This is a genomic window from Peribacillus sp. N1, assembly GCF_054600815.1.
The window spans coordinates 434,685-451,380 of the sequence record NZ_BAAHZO010000005.1; the positions used below are offsets into that span (position 1 = coordinate 434,685).

The 16,696-nt window shown below is 42.7% G+C and carries 11 protein-coding genes; 2 read left to right on the forward strand and 9 right to left on the reverse strand.

Going from position 1 to position 16,696, the window contains the following annotated elements:
• Nucleotides 1-37 precede the first annotated feature (37 nt).
• Complete coding sequence (locus ACYP5M_RS20605; protein ID WP_459735466.1) at nucleotides 38-1,501, reverse strand: aldehyde dehydrogenase family protein; 1,464 nt, start codon at nucleotides 1,499-1,501, stop codon at nucleotides 38-40.
• A gap of 802 nt (nucleotides 1,502-2,303) precedes the next feature.
• On the opposite strand from ACYP5M_RS20605, the gene ACYP5M_RS20610 reads away from it, so the two are divergent.
• Nucleotides 2,304-3,086 carry a response regulator transcription factor gene (locus ACYP5M_RS20610; protein WP_434168655.1) on the forward strand — a complete coding sequence of 261 codons (783 nt, stop codon included), beginning with the start codon at nucleotides 2,304-2,306 and terminating at the stop codon, nucleotides 3,084-3,086.
• A 269-nt stretch (nucleotides 3,087-3,355) separates the two neighbouring features.
• Here ACYP5M_RS20610 and ACYP5M_RS20615 read toward each other — a convergent pair whose 3' ends face one another.
• From ACYP5M_RS20615 to ACYP5M_RS20650, 8 genes are all read right to left on the reverse strand, one after another.
• Nucleotides 3,356-4,651, reverse strand: coding sequence for a uracil/xanthine transporter (locus ACYP5M_RS20615; protein WP_434168654.1), 1,296 nt, complete (start codon nucleotides 4,649-4,651; stop codon nucleotides 3,356-3,358).
• A gap of 430 nt (nucleotides 4,652-5,081) precedes the next feature.
• Entirely contained in the window at nucleotides 5,082-6,329 is a 1,248-nt protein-coding gene (locus ACYP5M_RS20620; RefSeq protein WP_459735467.1) for an amidohydrolase, read from the reverse strand.
• A 28-nt stretch (nucleotides 6,330-6,357) separates the two neighbouring features.
• The gene (locus ACYP5M_RS20625; RefSeq protein WP_459735468.1) at nucleotides 6,358-7,608 is read right to left on the reverse strand and encodes an amidohydrolase family protein; all 1,251 of its coding nucleotides are present in this window, start codon (nucleotides 7,606-7,608) and stop codon (nucleotides 6,358-6,360) included.
• 24 nt (nucleotides 7,609-7,632) lie between these two features.
• The gene (locus tag ACYP5M_RS20630; protein WP_459735469.1) at nucleotides 7,633-8,880 is read right to left on the reverse strand and encodes an amidohydrolase family protein; all 1,248 of its coding nucleotides are present in this window, start codon (nucleotides 8,878-8,880) and stop codon (nucleotides 7,633-7,635) included.
• Between the two features lie 396 nt (nucleotides 8,881-9,276).
• The gene (locus ACYP5M_RS20635; RefSeq protein ID WP_434168651.1) at nucleotides 9,277-10,842 is read right to left on the reverse strand and encodes a glutathione ABC transporter substrate-binding protein; all 1,566 of its coding nucleotides are present in this window, start codon (nucleotides 10,840-10,842) and stop codon (nucleotides 9,277-9,279) included.
• Between the two features lie 115 nt (nucleotides 10,843-10,957).
• The gene (locus ACYP5M_RS20640) at nucleotides 10,958-12,442 is read right to left on the reverse strand and encodes a chlorohydrolase family protein (protein WP_459735470.1); all 1,485 of its coding nucleotides are present in this window, start codon (nucleotides 12,440-12,442) and stop codon (nucleotides 10,958-10,960) included.
• Between the two features lies 1 nt (nucleotide 12,443).
• Nucleotides 12,444-13,952 (reverse strand): amidohydrolase family protein, encoded by a 1,509-nt coding sequence (locus tag ACYP5M_RS20645; protein WP_459735471.1) that lies wholly within the window; start codon nucleotides 13,950-13,952, stop codon nucleotides 12,444-12,446.
• 66 nt (nucleotides 13,953-14,018) lie between these two features.
• Nucleotides 14,019-15,575 carry a glutathione ABC transporter substrate-binding protein gene (locus tag ACYP5M_RS20650; protein ID WP_101224402.1) on the reverse strand — a complete coding sequence of 519 codons (1,557 nt, stop codon included), beginning with the start codon at nucleotides 15,573-15,575 and terminating at the stop codon, nucleotides 14,019-14,021.
• A 210-nt stretch (nucleotides 15,576-15,785) separates the two neighbouring features.
• Between ACYP5M_RS20650 and nikC the strand changes: the two genes are divergently transcribed.
• The gene (gene nikC / locus ACYP5M_RS20655) at nucleotides 15,786-16,688 is read left to right on the forward strand and encodes a nickel transporter permease (protein ID WP_101224403.1); all 903 of its coding nucleotides are present in this window, start codon (nucleotides 15,786-15,788) and stop codon (nucleotides 16,686-16,688) included.
• The last annotated feature ends 8 nt before the right edge of the window (nucleotides 16,689-16,696 follow it).

Genomic DNA, 16,696 nt, shown 5'->3' on the forward strand with positions numbered 1-16,696 from the left:
CATTTTATATTTTTAACTTTCATTAGAAATAATAGTCTTAGCCACCGTACCAATTTAAGCCTTTTTCACCTAAATCAATCCATACACTCTTTGAGTGTGTATACATATCCATGGCTTGTACCCCTAATTCTCTACCAAATCCACTTTGTTTCATTCCTCCAAAAGGAGTTGTACTATCTAGCATACTGTACGTATTAACATAGACAGTTCCTGCTTGGATACGGCGCGCCATACGATGAGCTCTTTTTAAGTCATTGGTCCATATCCCTGAAGCTAAACCGTAAATAGTATCATTTGCTTGTCGTAGAGCATCCTCTTCATCTTTGAAGCGAATAACCGACACGACTGGTCCAAATATCTCTTCACGCGCAATTGTCATTTCGTTGGTTACATCTCCAAAGATGGTAGGTGTGAAATAATATCCATTTTTCTTGCCTCTTTGGCCACTCGTCACTAATTCCGCACCTTCTTCAAGACCAATCGCTACATACTTTTCAATCGTCTTTAACTGTTGTGCGGAAACTTGTGGACCCATTTGTGTTGTCGCTTCAAGGGGATTTCCTACCCGTATTGATTGTACTTTACTAGCAAAAAGATCCATAAATTTATCATAAATACTTTCTTGGACAAATAAACGAGAACCAGAAGCACAAACTTGACCTTGTGCAAAGTAAATGCCAAACATCGCTCCATTAACTGCATCTTCAAGAGTGGCATCGTCAAATACAATGTTAGGTGATTTCCCTCCCAATTCTAACGAAACTGGTTTCAAGTTTTTTGTAGCTGCTTGCATAATTAAGCGACCCGTGTCCGTTGACCCCGTAAAGGCAATTTTATCGACGTCTGGATGAGAAGCTAAAGCAGATCCCACGGTTGAACCTGGACCGGGTACAATATTAATCACCCCATCAGGAATACCGACTTCTTGGAATAGTTTAGCCAGCTCTAAAATACTTGTTGATGTTTCTTTTGCTGGCTTAATTACAATTGTATTTCCAGCAGCTAAAGCAGGAGCTAATTTCCACATCGTCAGCATTAAAGGAAAGTTCCAAGGGACAATGGCGCCAATTACACCTAATGGTTCTTTTAGTGTGTAGTTGAAACGATTATGAGGTGATGCTAATGTATCACCCTGAACCTTGTTTGCAAGTCCTGCATAGAACTCCAGTACATCTATGGTAGAAGGAAGCGCTATATGCTTGGTTTCATTGATTGGTAAACCATTATCTTTTGATTCTACTTCCGCTAAAAAGTCTGAATTCTCCCACATTTTCTGAGCTGCTTTATACAGAAGTCTGCCTCGGTCACTAGGAGACATAGTCGCCCATGGTCCGGATTCGAACGCTTTTCGAGCTGCTTTAACTGCATGGTTTAAATCTTCCTCGCCCCCTTGTGAAACAAGGGCATGAACTTCTCCTGTGCCAGGACTAATCGTTTCAAATGTTTCTCCTGAGAGTGAATCTGTCCATTTTCCATCGATAAATAGTTGATATTTTTTCATTTTCTCCACCTCTTATTTATTTTTTTGATAAAACTTCGAAATTACTAACCATACAATTTTGAAAAACATAGATAGCTAGGTTTCCTTATGTGATGCGTATCTTGAATAAGCTAAAAGCCCCTAACTTTGTTTACACACAGAGTTGAAAGCGATTACATTATTATGATTTTTCAACATGGATAATGAACTCTTAAGTCTTATTTTTTGGTAAATGGCATCCATTAAAATTGAATGTCATCAGGAGTAATCCTTAGCTCTTTAAACTTCATTCGATAAACTCTATATTCAGATAGATATGTCATAATGTAGTCTGAAATCTGCTCATTTACAGTGCTTCTATTTCAGCACGAGTTAGCGTTTCAATTTCTGAATTGTCCATGAAAGCATACCTCTTCCATTATTTTATTGATTTTTTTTAAGAGATAGAGTAATTAGTAACTCTAAAAAACACATAAATATACCCAAAAATTCAACAACCGTTACAAAAACGTTATACAAATAAACATTACTCTCCTTCAATTACCTTTAATTCAATAACTCAAAAGTGTACTATGCATTCACTTATTCGGTTTTGATAAGGAGATGTTTATTTTCCTACCTCACACACTTCGTTTCTTTCATCTCCTTAGGTTTATTTTAAAAAGTCTTTCTAATTTATGAACTATTACATGTTAGTATTTTATATTATCCAGAAAAATCAAAAAATTTACTATTACCCAAATGGGTCATTTTATATCAAAAAGTAATTCATTTTATTTTAAAATGTTATATAATCAAAAAAAGTTAACTTGGAGGAAAGCCTATGAAGGATATGTCTAACCCCAGCTATAAAAAAATTTTATCTTTTATGGATGAAATTACTTTTTCTAATGTAAATTTCCGTGAAAAAGTACTACAGACCTTTGAAAATTTATTTGGTTACTGCCAATCTGTTTTTTGGTTATGTGATGATAATAATGACTTGATCGAACCTATTACGTTAAATATAGATAAATATGTTACGGATGATTATCTTAATAACTTTTATCAATTAGATTTGCTAGCCCCAAAATATAATAGGCAAAAAGCAAGTAAACAAACTGTTATAAAAAACCTTGATTTACTTCCGCCTGAATTATATGAAAAAAGTGTATACTACAATGATTTCATGTTTAAATATGGATTTTATTATGATGTGGGTGTTTTTTTATATGATAGAAACAGCATTAAAGGTGTTCTGAACTTCGTTAGATCCAAAAAGGAGAAGCCTTTTAGTACATCCGATATTATGTGTTTAGAGGTTATTTCTAGGTTCTTATCGCAAAAAACAAGTGATTTCCCTTATCCTTCTGTAAGCGTTCCCAAAGAAAACATTAATCCTTTGAAAAATAAGATTCTGGCTAGTTCTCAAGATCTCAGACAACCAGATTTAACATCAAAAGAAGCAGAAATATTACAACTGGTTCTAAAAGGGCATACCAATATCACCATTGCCAGCGAACTATTTATTAGTGTTAATACAGTAAAAAGACATTTGCAAAATCTCTATAGAAAGTTTGATGTCTCAAACCGAACAAGTTTATGCTATAAAATTGTTAAACCTTAAACACAATCAAAAAAACCAGAAGGTCCCCAACACCCTTCTGGTTTTCATATTAATTGCCTTACGAGTATCTTTTTTCTTCGTCATTTACAATGAAAAAATCCTTATTATAAACATTGCCCCACCCTTGTTGATGGGAGAATCACTTATGTACTGCCGTATCCAATCAGGCGTTTCTCCATGTCTTTTAAAATATAAGAAAGCTGTATAGAATCTTTAATAGGAAGTTACCTCTTGTGCTTAATAAGAATTCCACACATCACTCTTTCCAATTAGTTCTGCAGTTGTTCATAACGTTTCCAGTTGACCGATTTTTCCAGCACGATTGATATCAATACGCCCATTATGAGCCCATTCGTCAAAAAGGGCTGTAATAGCGTGGGCAGGTTCGAAAATGCATTAGGCAGGATATTCATCAAACTCACGCCAATCAATACTGGTACGGCAAGCCTGAATATCGTGTCTGAAGTGAAATGCTGACCCTTGACGCTGTTGAAAGCCGTACCGAACAGCTGAAGGTACGCAACGAACAATACTGCATTCCCGACTGTGATCGGCATCGTAGCCAGGAAAGAGGTAAAAGGGGGAATGAGCCCAATTATGGTCAATAACATGCCTCCAAGCAAGAAGGGCTTCCGCTCATAGATTTGAGTGCTCTGCAAAAATCCGATCGATGAAGTAAAAGGTGTATACGGAACAAGGCCAAGCAAGGGAGCGAAAATGGTAAAGCCGCCAGTCATGAATAAAGAATTTCGATACTGCTTGTGTTCAGCTTCATCACCGATTAATTCCGATGCAGCCTGAATGGAAGCGAACGTGTTGCACAAATTCAGTAATCCTGCAAAAAAGGAAATCGCTATTATCCCGAATTGAAGGTTTGGAGCACCTAATGGGAAAAGTGAAAAAGCGGCACCAGTCGAGCCCATTTCTCCTCCAGCCTCCGGAAATAGCAGCTCGTAAAAAATCCATCCCACTATAATCCCAATCAATATCGAGAAATTGCTAATCGTCCTTGGCCCTTTTATTTTTAATATACTTACTAGAAGTACAATTCCCACTGATAGGAAACTGACCGGGATGTTAATTTCCCCATTCTCCGTAATCCCCAGCATCCCCTTAAAAAAGACAAAAATGAGCTGGAACGTCAAAAGGAATAAATAAACCGTCATGACCATGGGAGTGAAAATCTTCTGGACATGAGAAATCAGGTTGAAGGCAGAAATAATGAGGGTCACTACACCCGCGGCAATGAGGCCAGTAGCAATTCCCCCTCCTACTTCAGCATATCCGAGCCCTATGGATGGTGCAGATAAACCTAAATTCAGCATCACTCCCCATAATAGACCGGAGTGCCCTTCCATAAGCGGATACTTATGCCCCTTCCACCCCTGAAACACGCAAGCGATCCCGGTGAAAATGAGCGAGCTTCTCATGGTCATTTCCGTAACATTGGGAGGAAGATCAAAAGCTGCGCCAATCGATATGGGCACAACTACCGTATTTGCAAAAATAAAAAACAACCATTGAAAAGAAGAAAATAGAGTCACAGAAGATCTCCAACTTTTCATAGATTCCATCTCCTTTGAACATGATACTTTTCAAACTCATGGTGAATTTCACTTGTCCTTCCCTTAAAAAGGGCGATAGGACAGCACCATGCTAATAAACGCGGTCCCGGATGGTCCGCTGCATTGCTGAACACATGATTTATGTCATTTGACCTTTGCAGACTCTCATGATAAATGATAACGTTCCCATTAATAGTAACAAAGACTGAGGCTCCCTGCTAATTTGTTGGCTTGACTACTGTTGCAAGGCAAATGGGCAATCAGAAGCGAGACCGTTTTAAATATATTGGGGTATAACAGTAATGAAATGAGAGCAAAAAAACACTTCCTCAGCATATAACATTAGTAAGTAAAAGTACATGGAAGCCGTTCCATACCCAAAACGAAAAAGGAAATCCGGAAGTATCCAGAATTCCTTTTTCGTTTAGTACTACCGTTCAATTGACTGCTTTTGTTTATATAGTGAACCGGCAACTAAGTTCCCCTTGTAAATGACCGCTTTACGTTCAGAACGCCTGGCAACTGCCTCTGCCGAACAGCTTGCGTCAATCAACACAAGACTTGCAGCATCCCCCGCCTTCGGCCATACCTTGTTACCCTTTTCATCCAATGGGGTTTTTCCCCCAGTTATATACCCGAGTGTTCGGGAAAGTGAGACTTCATCAATCCATTTGAAACGTTCTGCGAGCCTCCCTGCTCTCTCTAGGATGTCACCATTCCCAAGAGGTGACCATACATCAAAGATATTATCATTTCCTACCGATACTTCAACCCCTCTTTCTTGTAATAAATCAACAGGGGGCATCTGCCTGTTAATAGGGACACTGGTGACGATGGAAATCCCCGCATCCCTCAGAACGTCAGCCAGTTCATAGGCTTCTTCCCTGGATACGTCCCCGATACCGAAAGCATGGCTTAATGCCACCCTGCCTTCCCAGCCCGCCTGCTTTGTCAGAGCTGCCAAACGTTTCATGGTGAACGTGCCCAGATGGCCTGGATCATGTAAATGCAAATCCACATCAGCGTTCGCTTCCACTGCTAAATCCATCAATTGAACCAGCGATGCTTCAATATTGTTATCGACTGTCGCTGGATCCACCGCCCCGACGATTCCTGCTCCGTTTCGCAATGCCTCCCTGACAAGCTTGACAGAACCGGACCTCAGCAATCCGTGCTGTGCAAATGCGACGATTTCCGAACTGAGTCTATTGGAATAGCCTGCAAGCGCCTGTTGTACTTGCTCTAAGTTTTGCAATCCCACTTCCGGATAGATATCAACGTGAGTACGGATATGTGCAGATCCAGAAGCTAAAAGGATTTCCAGTAATGATTCTGCACGTTTACATGTGCTTGTTGCAATGGAAGGCAGCACCCTCTTCTCATTTTCAAAGCGTTCAATGACACTTGAAGAAGGAGTGCACGCCCTCCAAACATCCCCCATCAGTGTTTTATCAAGATGAACATGCTTTTCAATGAAGGATGGTAACGCCAGCAATCCTTTTGCATCTTCCACTGGTAAATCATCACGTATGGCTTCTCCATCTTTGACAATCTTCGTGATTCTCCCATCCTCGATCAACAGATGAAATGGCCCGGTCATCGTTCCTGTAACTCTACCATTCTCTTTTCGGTAGCCACATTCCAAACGAACATTCTTTAACCAATAGATTGTATTCATGATCTTCATCCCTTCTTGAAATAGACCTTCAATTCTTCTTCAAGGCAAATTCGCGATCGAGTCCGCCAAAAACCAGGTTTCCATCGACCATAACGGCAGCACGCGTCGATCTCCTGGCAACTGCCTCGGCAGCACATGATGCATCCACAAAAACCATACTTGCTTCATTTCCCACCTTCGGCCATAAGCGATTTCCTTCAGGGTCCAGTGTCTTGACCCCGCCCGTAATGAATTGGAGCGATTGAGACAATGCATACTCGTCCTTCCAGTTGTACCTCTCGGCCAATCGGCCTGCCTTTTCCAGCATATCTCCGGTACCGAATGGGGACCAGGAGTCATAAAAGCCATCGCAACCGAGAGCAACATGGACACCTTTTTCATGCAGTGAATCAATCGGGGGAATGACCCGGTTGATCGGAACCGTAGACATGACGGCTATCCCCAGGTTTGATAATTCACTGGCCACTTCAATTGATTCTCCAATTGAAACATCACCCAGTGCAAAAGCGTGACTCACAGCGGCTCTGTTTTTCCACCCTGCTTCATCGATCAAAGAAGCCAGTTTCTTGATCGTATATAAACCAAGATGACCGGGATCATGTATATGAATATCAATATCTGCATCAAATTCAACGGCCAGATCAACCATTTCATATAGGGAAGCTTCTATATTATTATCCACTCCGCCAGGATCCAGGCCGCCCACCAATGACGCCCCTTCTTTCATCGCCTGTCTCATCAGCCCTTTTGAATTCGTTCTTAGCAGTCCATGCTGCGGGAAAGCCACGATCTCGTATGTCATTTTCCCACTGAAACTACTTAGCGCCTTTTGAATTTCTTCCAAGTTCTTCATACCGATGTATGGATCGATGTTAACATGCGTCCTTACATGCGTTGCCCCGCCGCTTAACAATAGTTGAAGCATCCGTTCAGCCCGGAGCCGCCCGGTTTCAGCCAGTTCAGCAAGCTCTTTTGCTTCTAATTTTAAGCGTTCGATTAAGTTCGGAACCGGAGTGCATGATTTCCATGGCAGTCCTAAATAAGTCTTGTCAAGATGGTTATGCATCTCTTTAAAAGGAGGAAGTGCAAGCAGCTTTCCCGCGTCGTGAACAGGTCCATCCGTTTTCAAAGGCATAGTTGAAGCCAATTGCAAATCCTTTATGACCCCATTTTGTATATACATGTTGTATGTAGCTGTCTTCGTCCGATCAATTCGTTCATTCTCAAAAACAAATCCACTATCAAGCGTAACGTTTGTAAGCCAGTATGCTTCATTCATCAAATCACTCTCTTTAATAGAAGATTAAACACCTGTCGTCTCAAAAGATGAAATGGATCCGCTAACAACATTGCCCCTGAAGATGACAGCGGCACGATTTGCCCTTCTAGCCACCGCTTCCGCAGAACAGCTTGCTTTAAGCAAAACGATATTTGCCTCATCCCCGACATTAGGCCATGTCTTGACCCCGTCTTGGTTTAATGGGGTCTTCCCACCTGTTATGAATTGCAGGCTTTGCGCTAAGGAACGTTCTTCAATCATGCGGAACCTCTCTGCAAGGCGACCGGCCTTTTCCAGATTGTCCCCGATGCCAAAGGGTGTCCAATGATCAGTGATGCTATCATTACCCAATTCGACTTTCACCCCTTTTTCATGAAGCAGGGGGATGGGGATCGTTCTGAAGATGGGCACTGTGGATGTAATCGATATGCCTGTTTCCGAAAATCTTTCGGCGATGCCCGTTGCCTCCGGGACTGAAAGATCTGCCAAACCGCTGGCGTGGCTAACCGTTACCCTTCCTTGCCAGCCTGCGTCTTCCGTAAGTGAAGCTAGGCGTTGCATGGTGAAGAGACCAAGGTGATCCGGATCATGTAAATGGACATCGATATCGGAATTGTATTCAACCGCGATATCCATGATCGTTTCAAGTGACCGCTCTATGTTTTCATCAATGGTGGCTGGATCCACGCCTCCTACCAGATTTGCCCCATTCCTCATGGCCTCCCTTACTAAACCAGCGGAATTGCTGCGTAATAGTCCATGCTGCGGAAATGCGACGATTTCATACGTCAATTTATCACTATATCCTTCCAGTGCCTGAATGGTCGCCTCTAAGTTTTTCAGTCCTATAACGGGGTCGATGTTGCAATGTGTACGAATATGGGTAGATCCGAATTCCAATAATAAATCCAGCATTTTTTCTGCCCTTACTTTAGCGGTAGGCAATAATTCTGGCAGTAAAACCTGCTCTTCCTCTATCCGGGTTTTCACGCCATTAATGGCAGGCATGCAAGCCTTCCACGGACCGCCATAATAGGTTTTATCAATGTGGATATGCATTTCCTTAAACGAGGGGACCATCAGGAGGCCGTGAACATCATGCTGCAGGTCCTGATCAGTTATCGATTCCTTCGCCAATAAAATGGAGGATATTTTTCCATTTTCAATCTTGATGTGGTAATGACCGGTTTCAGTGCCGGTGATCGTTTCATTTTCATTATAAGTAAAACCATTTTCCAAGCGTACATTCGTCAACCAATACGATTGAGACATTAAACTCACCCTTCCATTTCAGATTGAACATGCATCACTTTCATTATAGTTTTAAAGATCAGCAAATAATTTCAGAATTTTTACTCGTTTTTAAGTTATTTTTACTTATTGTGCCAAAGAAAAAGGCTCACCCTAATGGATGAACCCTTTCAGACTGTAGACAACTCGATGATAACTCAGTTTGCCTGCAGTATTTGAAACGTTCAATTAATTTCAGAGATCCGCTTCCTTCCTTTTATAGACGTTGATTTCCACTTCAGGCACTCGCTTTCGGCCTTTGGGGTCTCGGCCAGCCAGTAATTCGGCAGGAGTTTCGCAAATCTCTTCCAATGGGGTTTACAGGAAAAAACCATTCTCCCTATTCGGACTCCGAACCCCTTTCCTCTACACACTACATCACTTTATCGTTACGTCATTTATCTCCAGATAACCTGAGGGGCTGATTGAAAATCCTTTTACATCTTTCGCGACTGCAGCAACATTTTCTATGACCCTTACAGGAATATACGGGGTGTCACCCATCTCGATTTCCTGTGCCTCTGCGTATAGTTCTTTGCGCTTCTCTTCTTCTTTTTCCTTCCTGGCGGCATCTATTAAACGATCAACCTTTTGATTGCTGTAAAAGAATGTATTGCCTGCCGCTCCCTGTGAATCGGTATGAAATAGATTATATTGATTATAATCAGCATCGCCGGTCGCGTTTCTCCAACTGATGATGAACATTTCCGATTGCCCTTTATTCACTTGTTCCACGAACGAACCGTACTCCATCACCTGTACCTTCAAATTAATGCCGATACCTTTCAGTTGGGATTGCAGGACCTCGGCCAAGTTAACTCTTTCTTTACTGTCCATTGTCAGGATGGTTGCATCCAAGCCCTCAGAATATCCAGCTTCGGCCATCAGTTTCTTTGCTTCCTTCAGGTTGTAATCATAGGCTTCGAGATCTTCGTTGTACCCGAATACTTTAGAGCCCATCAAGGAGTTCGCCTTTACTCCCACATTATTAAAGACACCCTTGATGATCGAGTCCATTTCAATGGCATGAGCAATGGCTTTACGTACCTTTACATCATTGAACGGTTCATTATTGACATTGAACCCTAAATATTCGGTTCCATACCCTTCACTGCGGTAAACGTCCATTGCCGGTGAAGATTCCACCTGGTCCATTACAGCAACAGGAAGAGGCTCTGCGATATGCGCTTCACCGGTTTCTATCATCGATATCCTCGTGGAGTCTTCCGGGACGACCTTGAATAGGACCTTGTCCACTTTTGGCTCATCTCCCCAATAGCTGTCGTTTTTCGTCAATATGATTTCCTGGCCCGGGGACCATGAATCAAAAACGAAAGGACCTGTTCCATTCGGTTCCTGGATAATCTTTTTGCCATACTTTTCAATCGTTTTCGGACTGATGATTCCGCCTTCATGATTCGCCAATATGGAAAGGAGAGGGGAAAAAGGTTCCTTCAGAATGAATTGCACGGTAAATTCATCAACCGGTTTCACCTCTTTTACCATATCGAATACTACCGCTCTCGGAGAAGCGACCAACGGATCTAATAGTCGATCAAACGTCTTTTTTACCGCATCTGCATTAAATGGTGTGCCATCATGAAACTTTACATCTTCCCTAAGCTTGAATTCCCAGGTCGTGTCATTTATTTGCTTCCATTTTTCTGCTAGCATTGGCTGTATCTCACTATTCTCATCCCGTTGTACAAGACCTTCATAGATTTTATGGTGAGTGACGCTAGCGGCGTTAATCGTGGACATGAACTGCTGATCCAAATTCTCGGCGTCGGATAAGCGGGCAATAACCAATGTACCCCCTTCGTTTGATGCTTTGTTCGGATCACTTGCTGTTGTGCTTACGTCATTGTTAGAAGAACAGCCCGTAATGATGATGGCCATGATCATGACTAGAAAAAACTTTCCTGTCCCACGTTTTAACCCCATGGACTTCGACCTCCCGATTTCATTTTTTGAATACTTATCTAATTATAGGAAATATTCTGACTATTCATTTCGAATATCTTTACTATGTTTTTCATTTTCTTTACTTGTTTGGTTTTTACGCTTCTGTATCGCTTATCGATTCCACGACCTTGAATGAGGGCTTAAACAATTCTTTCTCGGGAAGCTCCTGATAATCCCTTTCCATATAGCCTCTTCTCATCTTATTAAAATATTGCTGCCCCTTATATTTGATTTCCGTTAAGTCAAGATCGGGGATTATTCGATTCTTCATGACCACCTTTCCATTGATGATCGATAATTTAACGTCCCTCCCGGACCCGCTTACGAACATGGTTCGAATCGGATCATCGATTACCCCCATATGAAAACCATCCAAGTCAATCGCGATTATATCCGCCTTGGCCCCAACTGCGATGCGTCCTAAATCGTTCCTGCCAAGAAAGGCGGCCGCATCAAGTGTGGCTGAGCGAAAGAAATCGGCATATACAGAGCCTTCCGTTTCTCCTTCCGCCAGCCGTGAGAGCATGCTGCCTGTCCTAACGTTCTGGAACATATCCGGAGGGAATGTGTCCGTTCCAAGGGCTATATTGATCCCAGCCCGTTTATATTTGGCAAAAGATTCTAACGCCTCCCCATGCCTCCCAATGATCAGCGGGCAATGAATCACCGTTGTATTCGTTTCAGCTAGCAGCGCCAAGTCATCACCTTGGCCATATTTCGCTTTACTATATCCTGAAACAAAGTGGGAGTGCGGGATCCCTGTTCTTGGACCGAGAAAGCCAAGGTCGTATAAATATCTGATCGGTGTAACATGATGGGCTTCCCAGATGGTGTTGAATTCAAAACTTCCTTGTGCAGCATGAAGCTTTATCGGTACATCCAATTTTTCGCTGTAATATTTAATCTGTTTTAATTGATCTGCCGTTTGAGACTCTATACGTTCTGGAGCAAGCATACTCCTGACCATGCCTTCATGGGCTCCATCGAATTTTTCTACAAACTCGATCGCTTTCCGTAATCCCGCTTCACCGGCTTTTTCATCCCAATGCAGTTTAATTTTCCCGTCAGGCTGGACGACTCTCATTCCTGATTGGAAACTTGGGCCAAGGTAAATCCTTAATCCCAATCCAGCGGCATGTTCTGCCGCAGCTGCCAATTCATTATAGGTTTCAGCCCAGCTTTTATAAAAAACGGAAGTGATGGGCATCGCCGTCGTCACGCCATGAAGAATGAGTTGTGAATAAGCATATAGTGATTTAAAAGCTTCTTCTTCCTCGGTCATTAATTCAGGATGTCCGCTTTTTATATAATTCTCTGACCAAAGAAGGTTTTTCTGTCTGTCGGCACCGGCTTCAAAATGTAAAATATCATGGTCAATGTCCCCTAATGCATTTAAATCTATGAACCCGGGACTGATAATGGCGTTACCGGCATCCATTACCTTGTCCACTTCTTCAGGATAATTTTTTCCGACATACAGAATCGTGTCTTTTTCATAAACGATTTCTGCGTTTTCCAAAATGACATGATCGTATCCATCATATCCAATTACATATCTTCCTTTAAGCTTGGTTTTCATCTTATTCCCCTTTCACCATCACGGCAGCGTCTTCGCGTTCGTCATATCGCTTTTCATCTACATAGGCCCTGGCATGCCCCCAGAAGTATTTCGTCGGCTGCATATACTTTTCGAGCCCGGCACGCTTTATCGTTGAAAAGGCCTCCTCATTCGCTTCATCAAGCACTGTACTTTCATGGACCGTCCGTACTTTCCTTCCTTCCATGATCAATTTGCCATCCACGATGACATGCTCCACATCATTCGCCACTGCTTGAAATACAAGCCGGTGAACATGCATGAATTCAGGGGTCAGATGGGGCTGATGCAGATTGACCGTAATGACATCCGCTTTTTTCCCGATCTCAAGGGAGCCTATTTCATCATCCCACCCAATGCATTTCGCAGCATCTATCGTGATCATTTCCAGTAGCTTGCCTGGAGGTAAATAATAGTAGTCCCTAAGCGCTGCCTGGTGAACAAACTGTGTTTTCCTCATTGCCTGAAACATATCAAAGCTTGTGGAAGGGGAAGTCCCATCCGTGGAGATTGCCACAGTTGTCCCCATCTCCAATAATTCGGTTATCGGGGTACGGGCATGAACCTGGCCAAATCCAGGTGATGCACTGATGTTGGTACCTGTTTCAGCCAGTATTCTTGCCTCATCGAAGGAAATGCCCCGACAATGCTGTAAATGGACATCTGGACCCAATAGGGCGTTTTCCTTATCCTGTATCGCTAAATGAATCATCCCGCCAAAGGCATCTGAGTGAATTCGTGTTTTATATTTCCTGGCAATCTCCCTTATTTTCTTCGCTTGATAAAGGTCATGATCAGTCAGCCCATAAAGCCTGTCCGGTGAGGTGGGATTCGAGGGATCCACTGATGTAACGATGACAAATGGTGTAATGAAGGCTCTCGTGCGGTCTTCATTCGCATGGTTCAGCGCCTCGATTACAGCTTCCGCCCCCTGTAACACTTCTTCATAGGAAACTTCCTTTACCACTCGCTTTCCGTCGATCCACCGGCTGAATGAATGGGGCCATGGAGGGTTGCAAGGACCCGTGCATACCACATCCCTGATTCCCACTTCGGCGTATGCTTTTGCATGATTGATGGCGAAAATCGGTTCATCGGACCGCGGCATGGATCCTAACACGCTAACCCCAGTTGTCACGCCCGCCTTTAATCTCTCAAGCGAGGATAGCTTTCCTTCGTAATACCAAAAGTCATCCGTAACAAAATGCTTATACGCATTCGTCATGATCGGCATCCAAAAATCAATATTCTCCATTGCAATCGTTTTGAACATGGAATGCCCCCCATGACCATGAACATCTATCAATCCAGGCAATATGCACTGATGGCTGCAATCCATGACTTTAACTGCCTCATACTTCAATTTCAGTTTTTCCGTTGAATCTACGGCTAAAATCCTTCCTTGATGTATGGCAATGGCGCCATCTTGCAGAATTCTCCTGTTTTGATCCATGGTTATCACGGTCCCATGGATTAGCAGTAAATCTATCATATTTTCCCCTCCTAATTGAGAAGGCAGCATAACTTCCTTATGCTGCCTTCCTTTTGTGATGAATTCCTACTTCACGGTTACGTCATCAAGCATTAAATAATTTGCCGGATTCAGCCAAAGTCCTTTAACCGTCCCGCCATATACGGCCAAGTGTTCATAGTTACGGATAGGAACATATGGAACTTCTTCCCTTTCAATTGCCTGAGCCTTGGAATATAGTTCCTTACGTTTATCTCCATCCGATTCTTTACGTGCACTTTCAATCAATTTATCAACTTCCGGATTGCTATAGAATGAACTATTTCCCGCAGCACCTTGGGATTTGCTATTGAAAAGATTGTATTGATTATAATCTCCATCCCCGGTAGCATTGCCCCAGCCGCCTATCGCTACCTGGTGCTCGCCTTTGGCTGTCGCATCAATGTAAGCCCCGTACTCAAGGACTTGAATCTTGACCTTAATTCCAATTCCTTTTAACTGGGATTGAATCACCTCGGCCATATTGATCCTTTCCTTACGATCACTCGTCGTCAATGTAAACTCCAAACCATCCTTGACCCCCGCTTCAGTCAAGAGCTTCTTCGATTCATTAATATCATAGTCGTAGCCTTTTATATCCGGATCATAACCAAACACCTTCGGGCTCATTGTTGAATTCGCCCTCGTACCGACGTCGTTATAAACCCCTTTGATAATGGAATCAACCTCGATGGCATGTGCGACCGCCTTACGGACCCGTACATCATCAAAGGGTTTTTTCTTAACATTGAAGCTTAAGTATTCAACTGCAAGTCCCTCCGTGCGATATAAATCCATCGTGCCTGACGCTTCGATTCTATCAATCTCCGTCACTGGCACTTGATCGGTCACATGTGCTTCACCCGTTTCTATCATTGCAATCCTCGTGGCATCTTCAGGGACAACCTTGAATACCACCCCATCGATCTTAGGCTTATCCCCCCAATAGTCCTTGTTTTTCGAAAGTGCGATTTCTTCACCAGGCTTCCACGATTTAAAAACGAATGGCCCTGTCCCAACGGGGTTTTGAGCCAGTTTGTCACTATTTTCCTTAATCGCTTTAGGGCTGATGATGCTTCCTTCATTACTCACTAAAATCGATAGCAGCGGAGCATAAGGATATTTCAGCTTGAATTGTACAGTCGTTTCGTCAACGACTTTAATTTCTTTGATCATTTCCAATTTACCAGCCTGCGGAGAAGCTGTTGCCGGATCCAGTACCCTGTCAAAATTGGTTTTCACCGCTTCGGCATTGAATGGAGCTCCATCATGGAATTTGACTCCCTCCTGCAATTTAAACTCCCAAGTGACATCATCCAGTTGTTTCCACTCTTTTGCGAGCAGCGGTTTAGGGTTCATGTTTTTGTCAGGAACGACCAATGTTTGATAAACCTTTTCATAAACGACGTTTGCAGATGGAATGTCTGTTATGAAATGAGGGTCAAGGGTGGTCGCATCAGATAATCGCGCGACGATCAGCGTTCCTCCTTCCTTCGCTTTTTCCACTGTTTCCTTACTGCCGGTTTCTTCTGTTGCACAGCCTGATAAAACGGATGAGATGCCTAATAAAGAAGCAAAAAGCAACCCAATCATACTTTTTCTCATTCTATTTCCTCCCTTTTCAACCTGCCTTTGTTTCTCCAAGTAACTTTCAGCTATGAGTACATCGGGCTTAATGTAAATTATAAAAAAAAACCGAATTTTATATTTTCGGAATCTTTACTCATTTTTTAATTATCTTTACTGCTTTTCCGCATCATATTTACTTCAATACCTTTTTTGAATAAATTGAATGAAAGAAAAGGAGGAAATCCAATGAAGCCAGAGGTCGTCATCAATAATACCGAATTGAATGTAAAAGAAAGAAAAACTCCGAAACTAAGACACTGGAAAGCTTTTTATAAAAAATTCAAGCGAAATAAATTGGCATTGGTAGGCGGGTACATCGTACTTTTTTATATTTTATTGGCTATCTTTGCACCTTTGATCTCACCTCAGGATCCCTATGAAATTGATTTAGTCAACAAACTCCAGACTCCGTCAGCGGAACATTGGATGGGTACAGATGATAAGGGAAGGGATATTTTAAGCAGATTATTATATGGAACACGGCTTTCATTAACGGTTGGATTTGTCTCTGTATTCTTCGGGGCGTTTATTGGCATACTCCTCGGGTTAACAGCTGGTTATTACGGAAAATGGATCGATACCGTCATTATGAGGATTGTCGATGTTCTGCTGGCTTTCCCGGGAATACTGCTTGCACTTGCGATCATTAGTGCCCTTGGTCCAAGTTTAATCAATGTAATGGTAGCGGTCGGTGTCTTTTCCATACCGATGTTTGCCCGGATTGTACGAGGTTCCACATTGTCAGTCAGGAAGCTGGAATATATCGATGCCATTCGTGCATTGGGAGCAACTGACTTCACGATCATCTGCAAGCATATTTTTCCGAATATTCTATCTCCCGTCATCGTTCAAGCCACATTACGTCTGGCAACGGCCATTCTGTCGGCAGCCGGATTGTCATTCCTGGGACTGGGAGCCCAGCCGCCCTCACCAGAATGGGGCGCGATGCTGAGCAGCGGACGGGATTATTTGTTCAGTGCCCCCCACATCGCTTTGTTTCCGGGGATAGCGATATCAACACTGGTACTTGGTTTCAACATCTTCGGGGACGGACTTAGAGATGCCCTGGATCCAAGAATGAAAAAATAAGGAGGAGA

Coding starts and splice junctions, on each gene's coding strand:
- ACYP5M_RS20605 (WP_459735466.1), bottom strand. CDS start 1,501: ATGAAAAAATATCAACTATTTATCGATGGAAAATGGACAGATTCACTC.
- ACYP5M_RS20610 (WP_434168655.1), top strand. CDS start 2,304: ATGAAGGATATGTCTAACCCCAGCTATAAAAAAATTTTATCTTTTATG.
- ACYP5M_RS20615 (WP_434168654.1), bottom strand. CDS start 4,651: ATGAAAAGTTGGAGATCTTCTGTGACTCTATTTTCTTCTTTTCAATGG.
- ACYP5M_RS20620 (WP_459735467.1), bottom strand. CDS start 6,329: ATGAATACAATCTATTGGTTAAAGAATGTTCGTTTGGAATGTGGCTAC.
- ACYP5M_RS20625 (WP_459735468.1), bottom strand. CDS start 7,608: ATGAATGAAGCATACTGGCTTACAAACGTTACGCTTGATAGTGGATTT.
- ACYP5M_RS20630 (WP_459735469.1), bottom strand. CDS start 8,880: ATGTCTCAATCGTATTGGTTGACGAATGTACGCTTGGAAAATGGTTTT.
- ACYP5M_RS20635 (WP_434168651.1), bottom strand. CDS start 10,842: ATGGGGTTAAAACGTGGGACAGGAAAGTTTTTTCTAGTCATGATCATG.
- ACYP5M_RS20640 (WP_459735470.1), bottom strand. CDS start 12,442: ATGAAAACCAAGCTTAAAGGAAGATATGTAATTGGATATGATGGATAC.
- ACYP5M_RS20645 (WP_459735471.1), bottom strand. CDS start 13,952: ATGATAGATTTACTGCTAATCCATGGGACCGTGATAACCATGGATCAA.
- ACYP5M_RS20650 (WP_101224402.1), bottom strand. CDS start 15,575: ATGAGAAAAAGTATGATTGGGTTGCTTTTTGCTTCTTTATTAGGCATC.
- nikC (WP_101224403.1), top strand. CDS start 15,786: ATGAAGCCAGAGGTCGTCATCAATAATACCGAATTGAATGTAAAAGAA.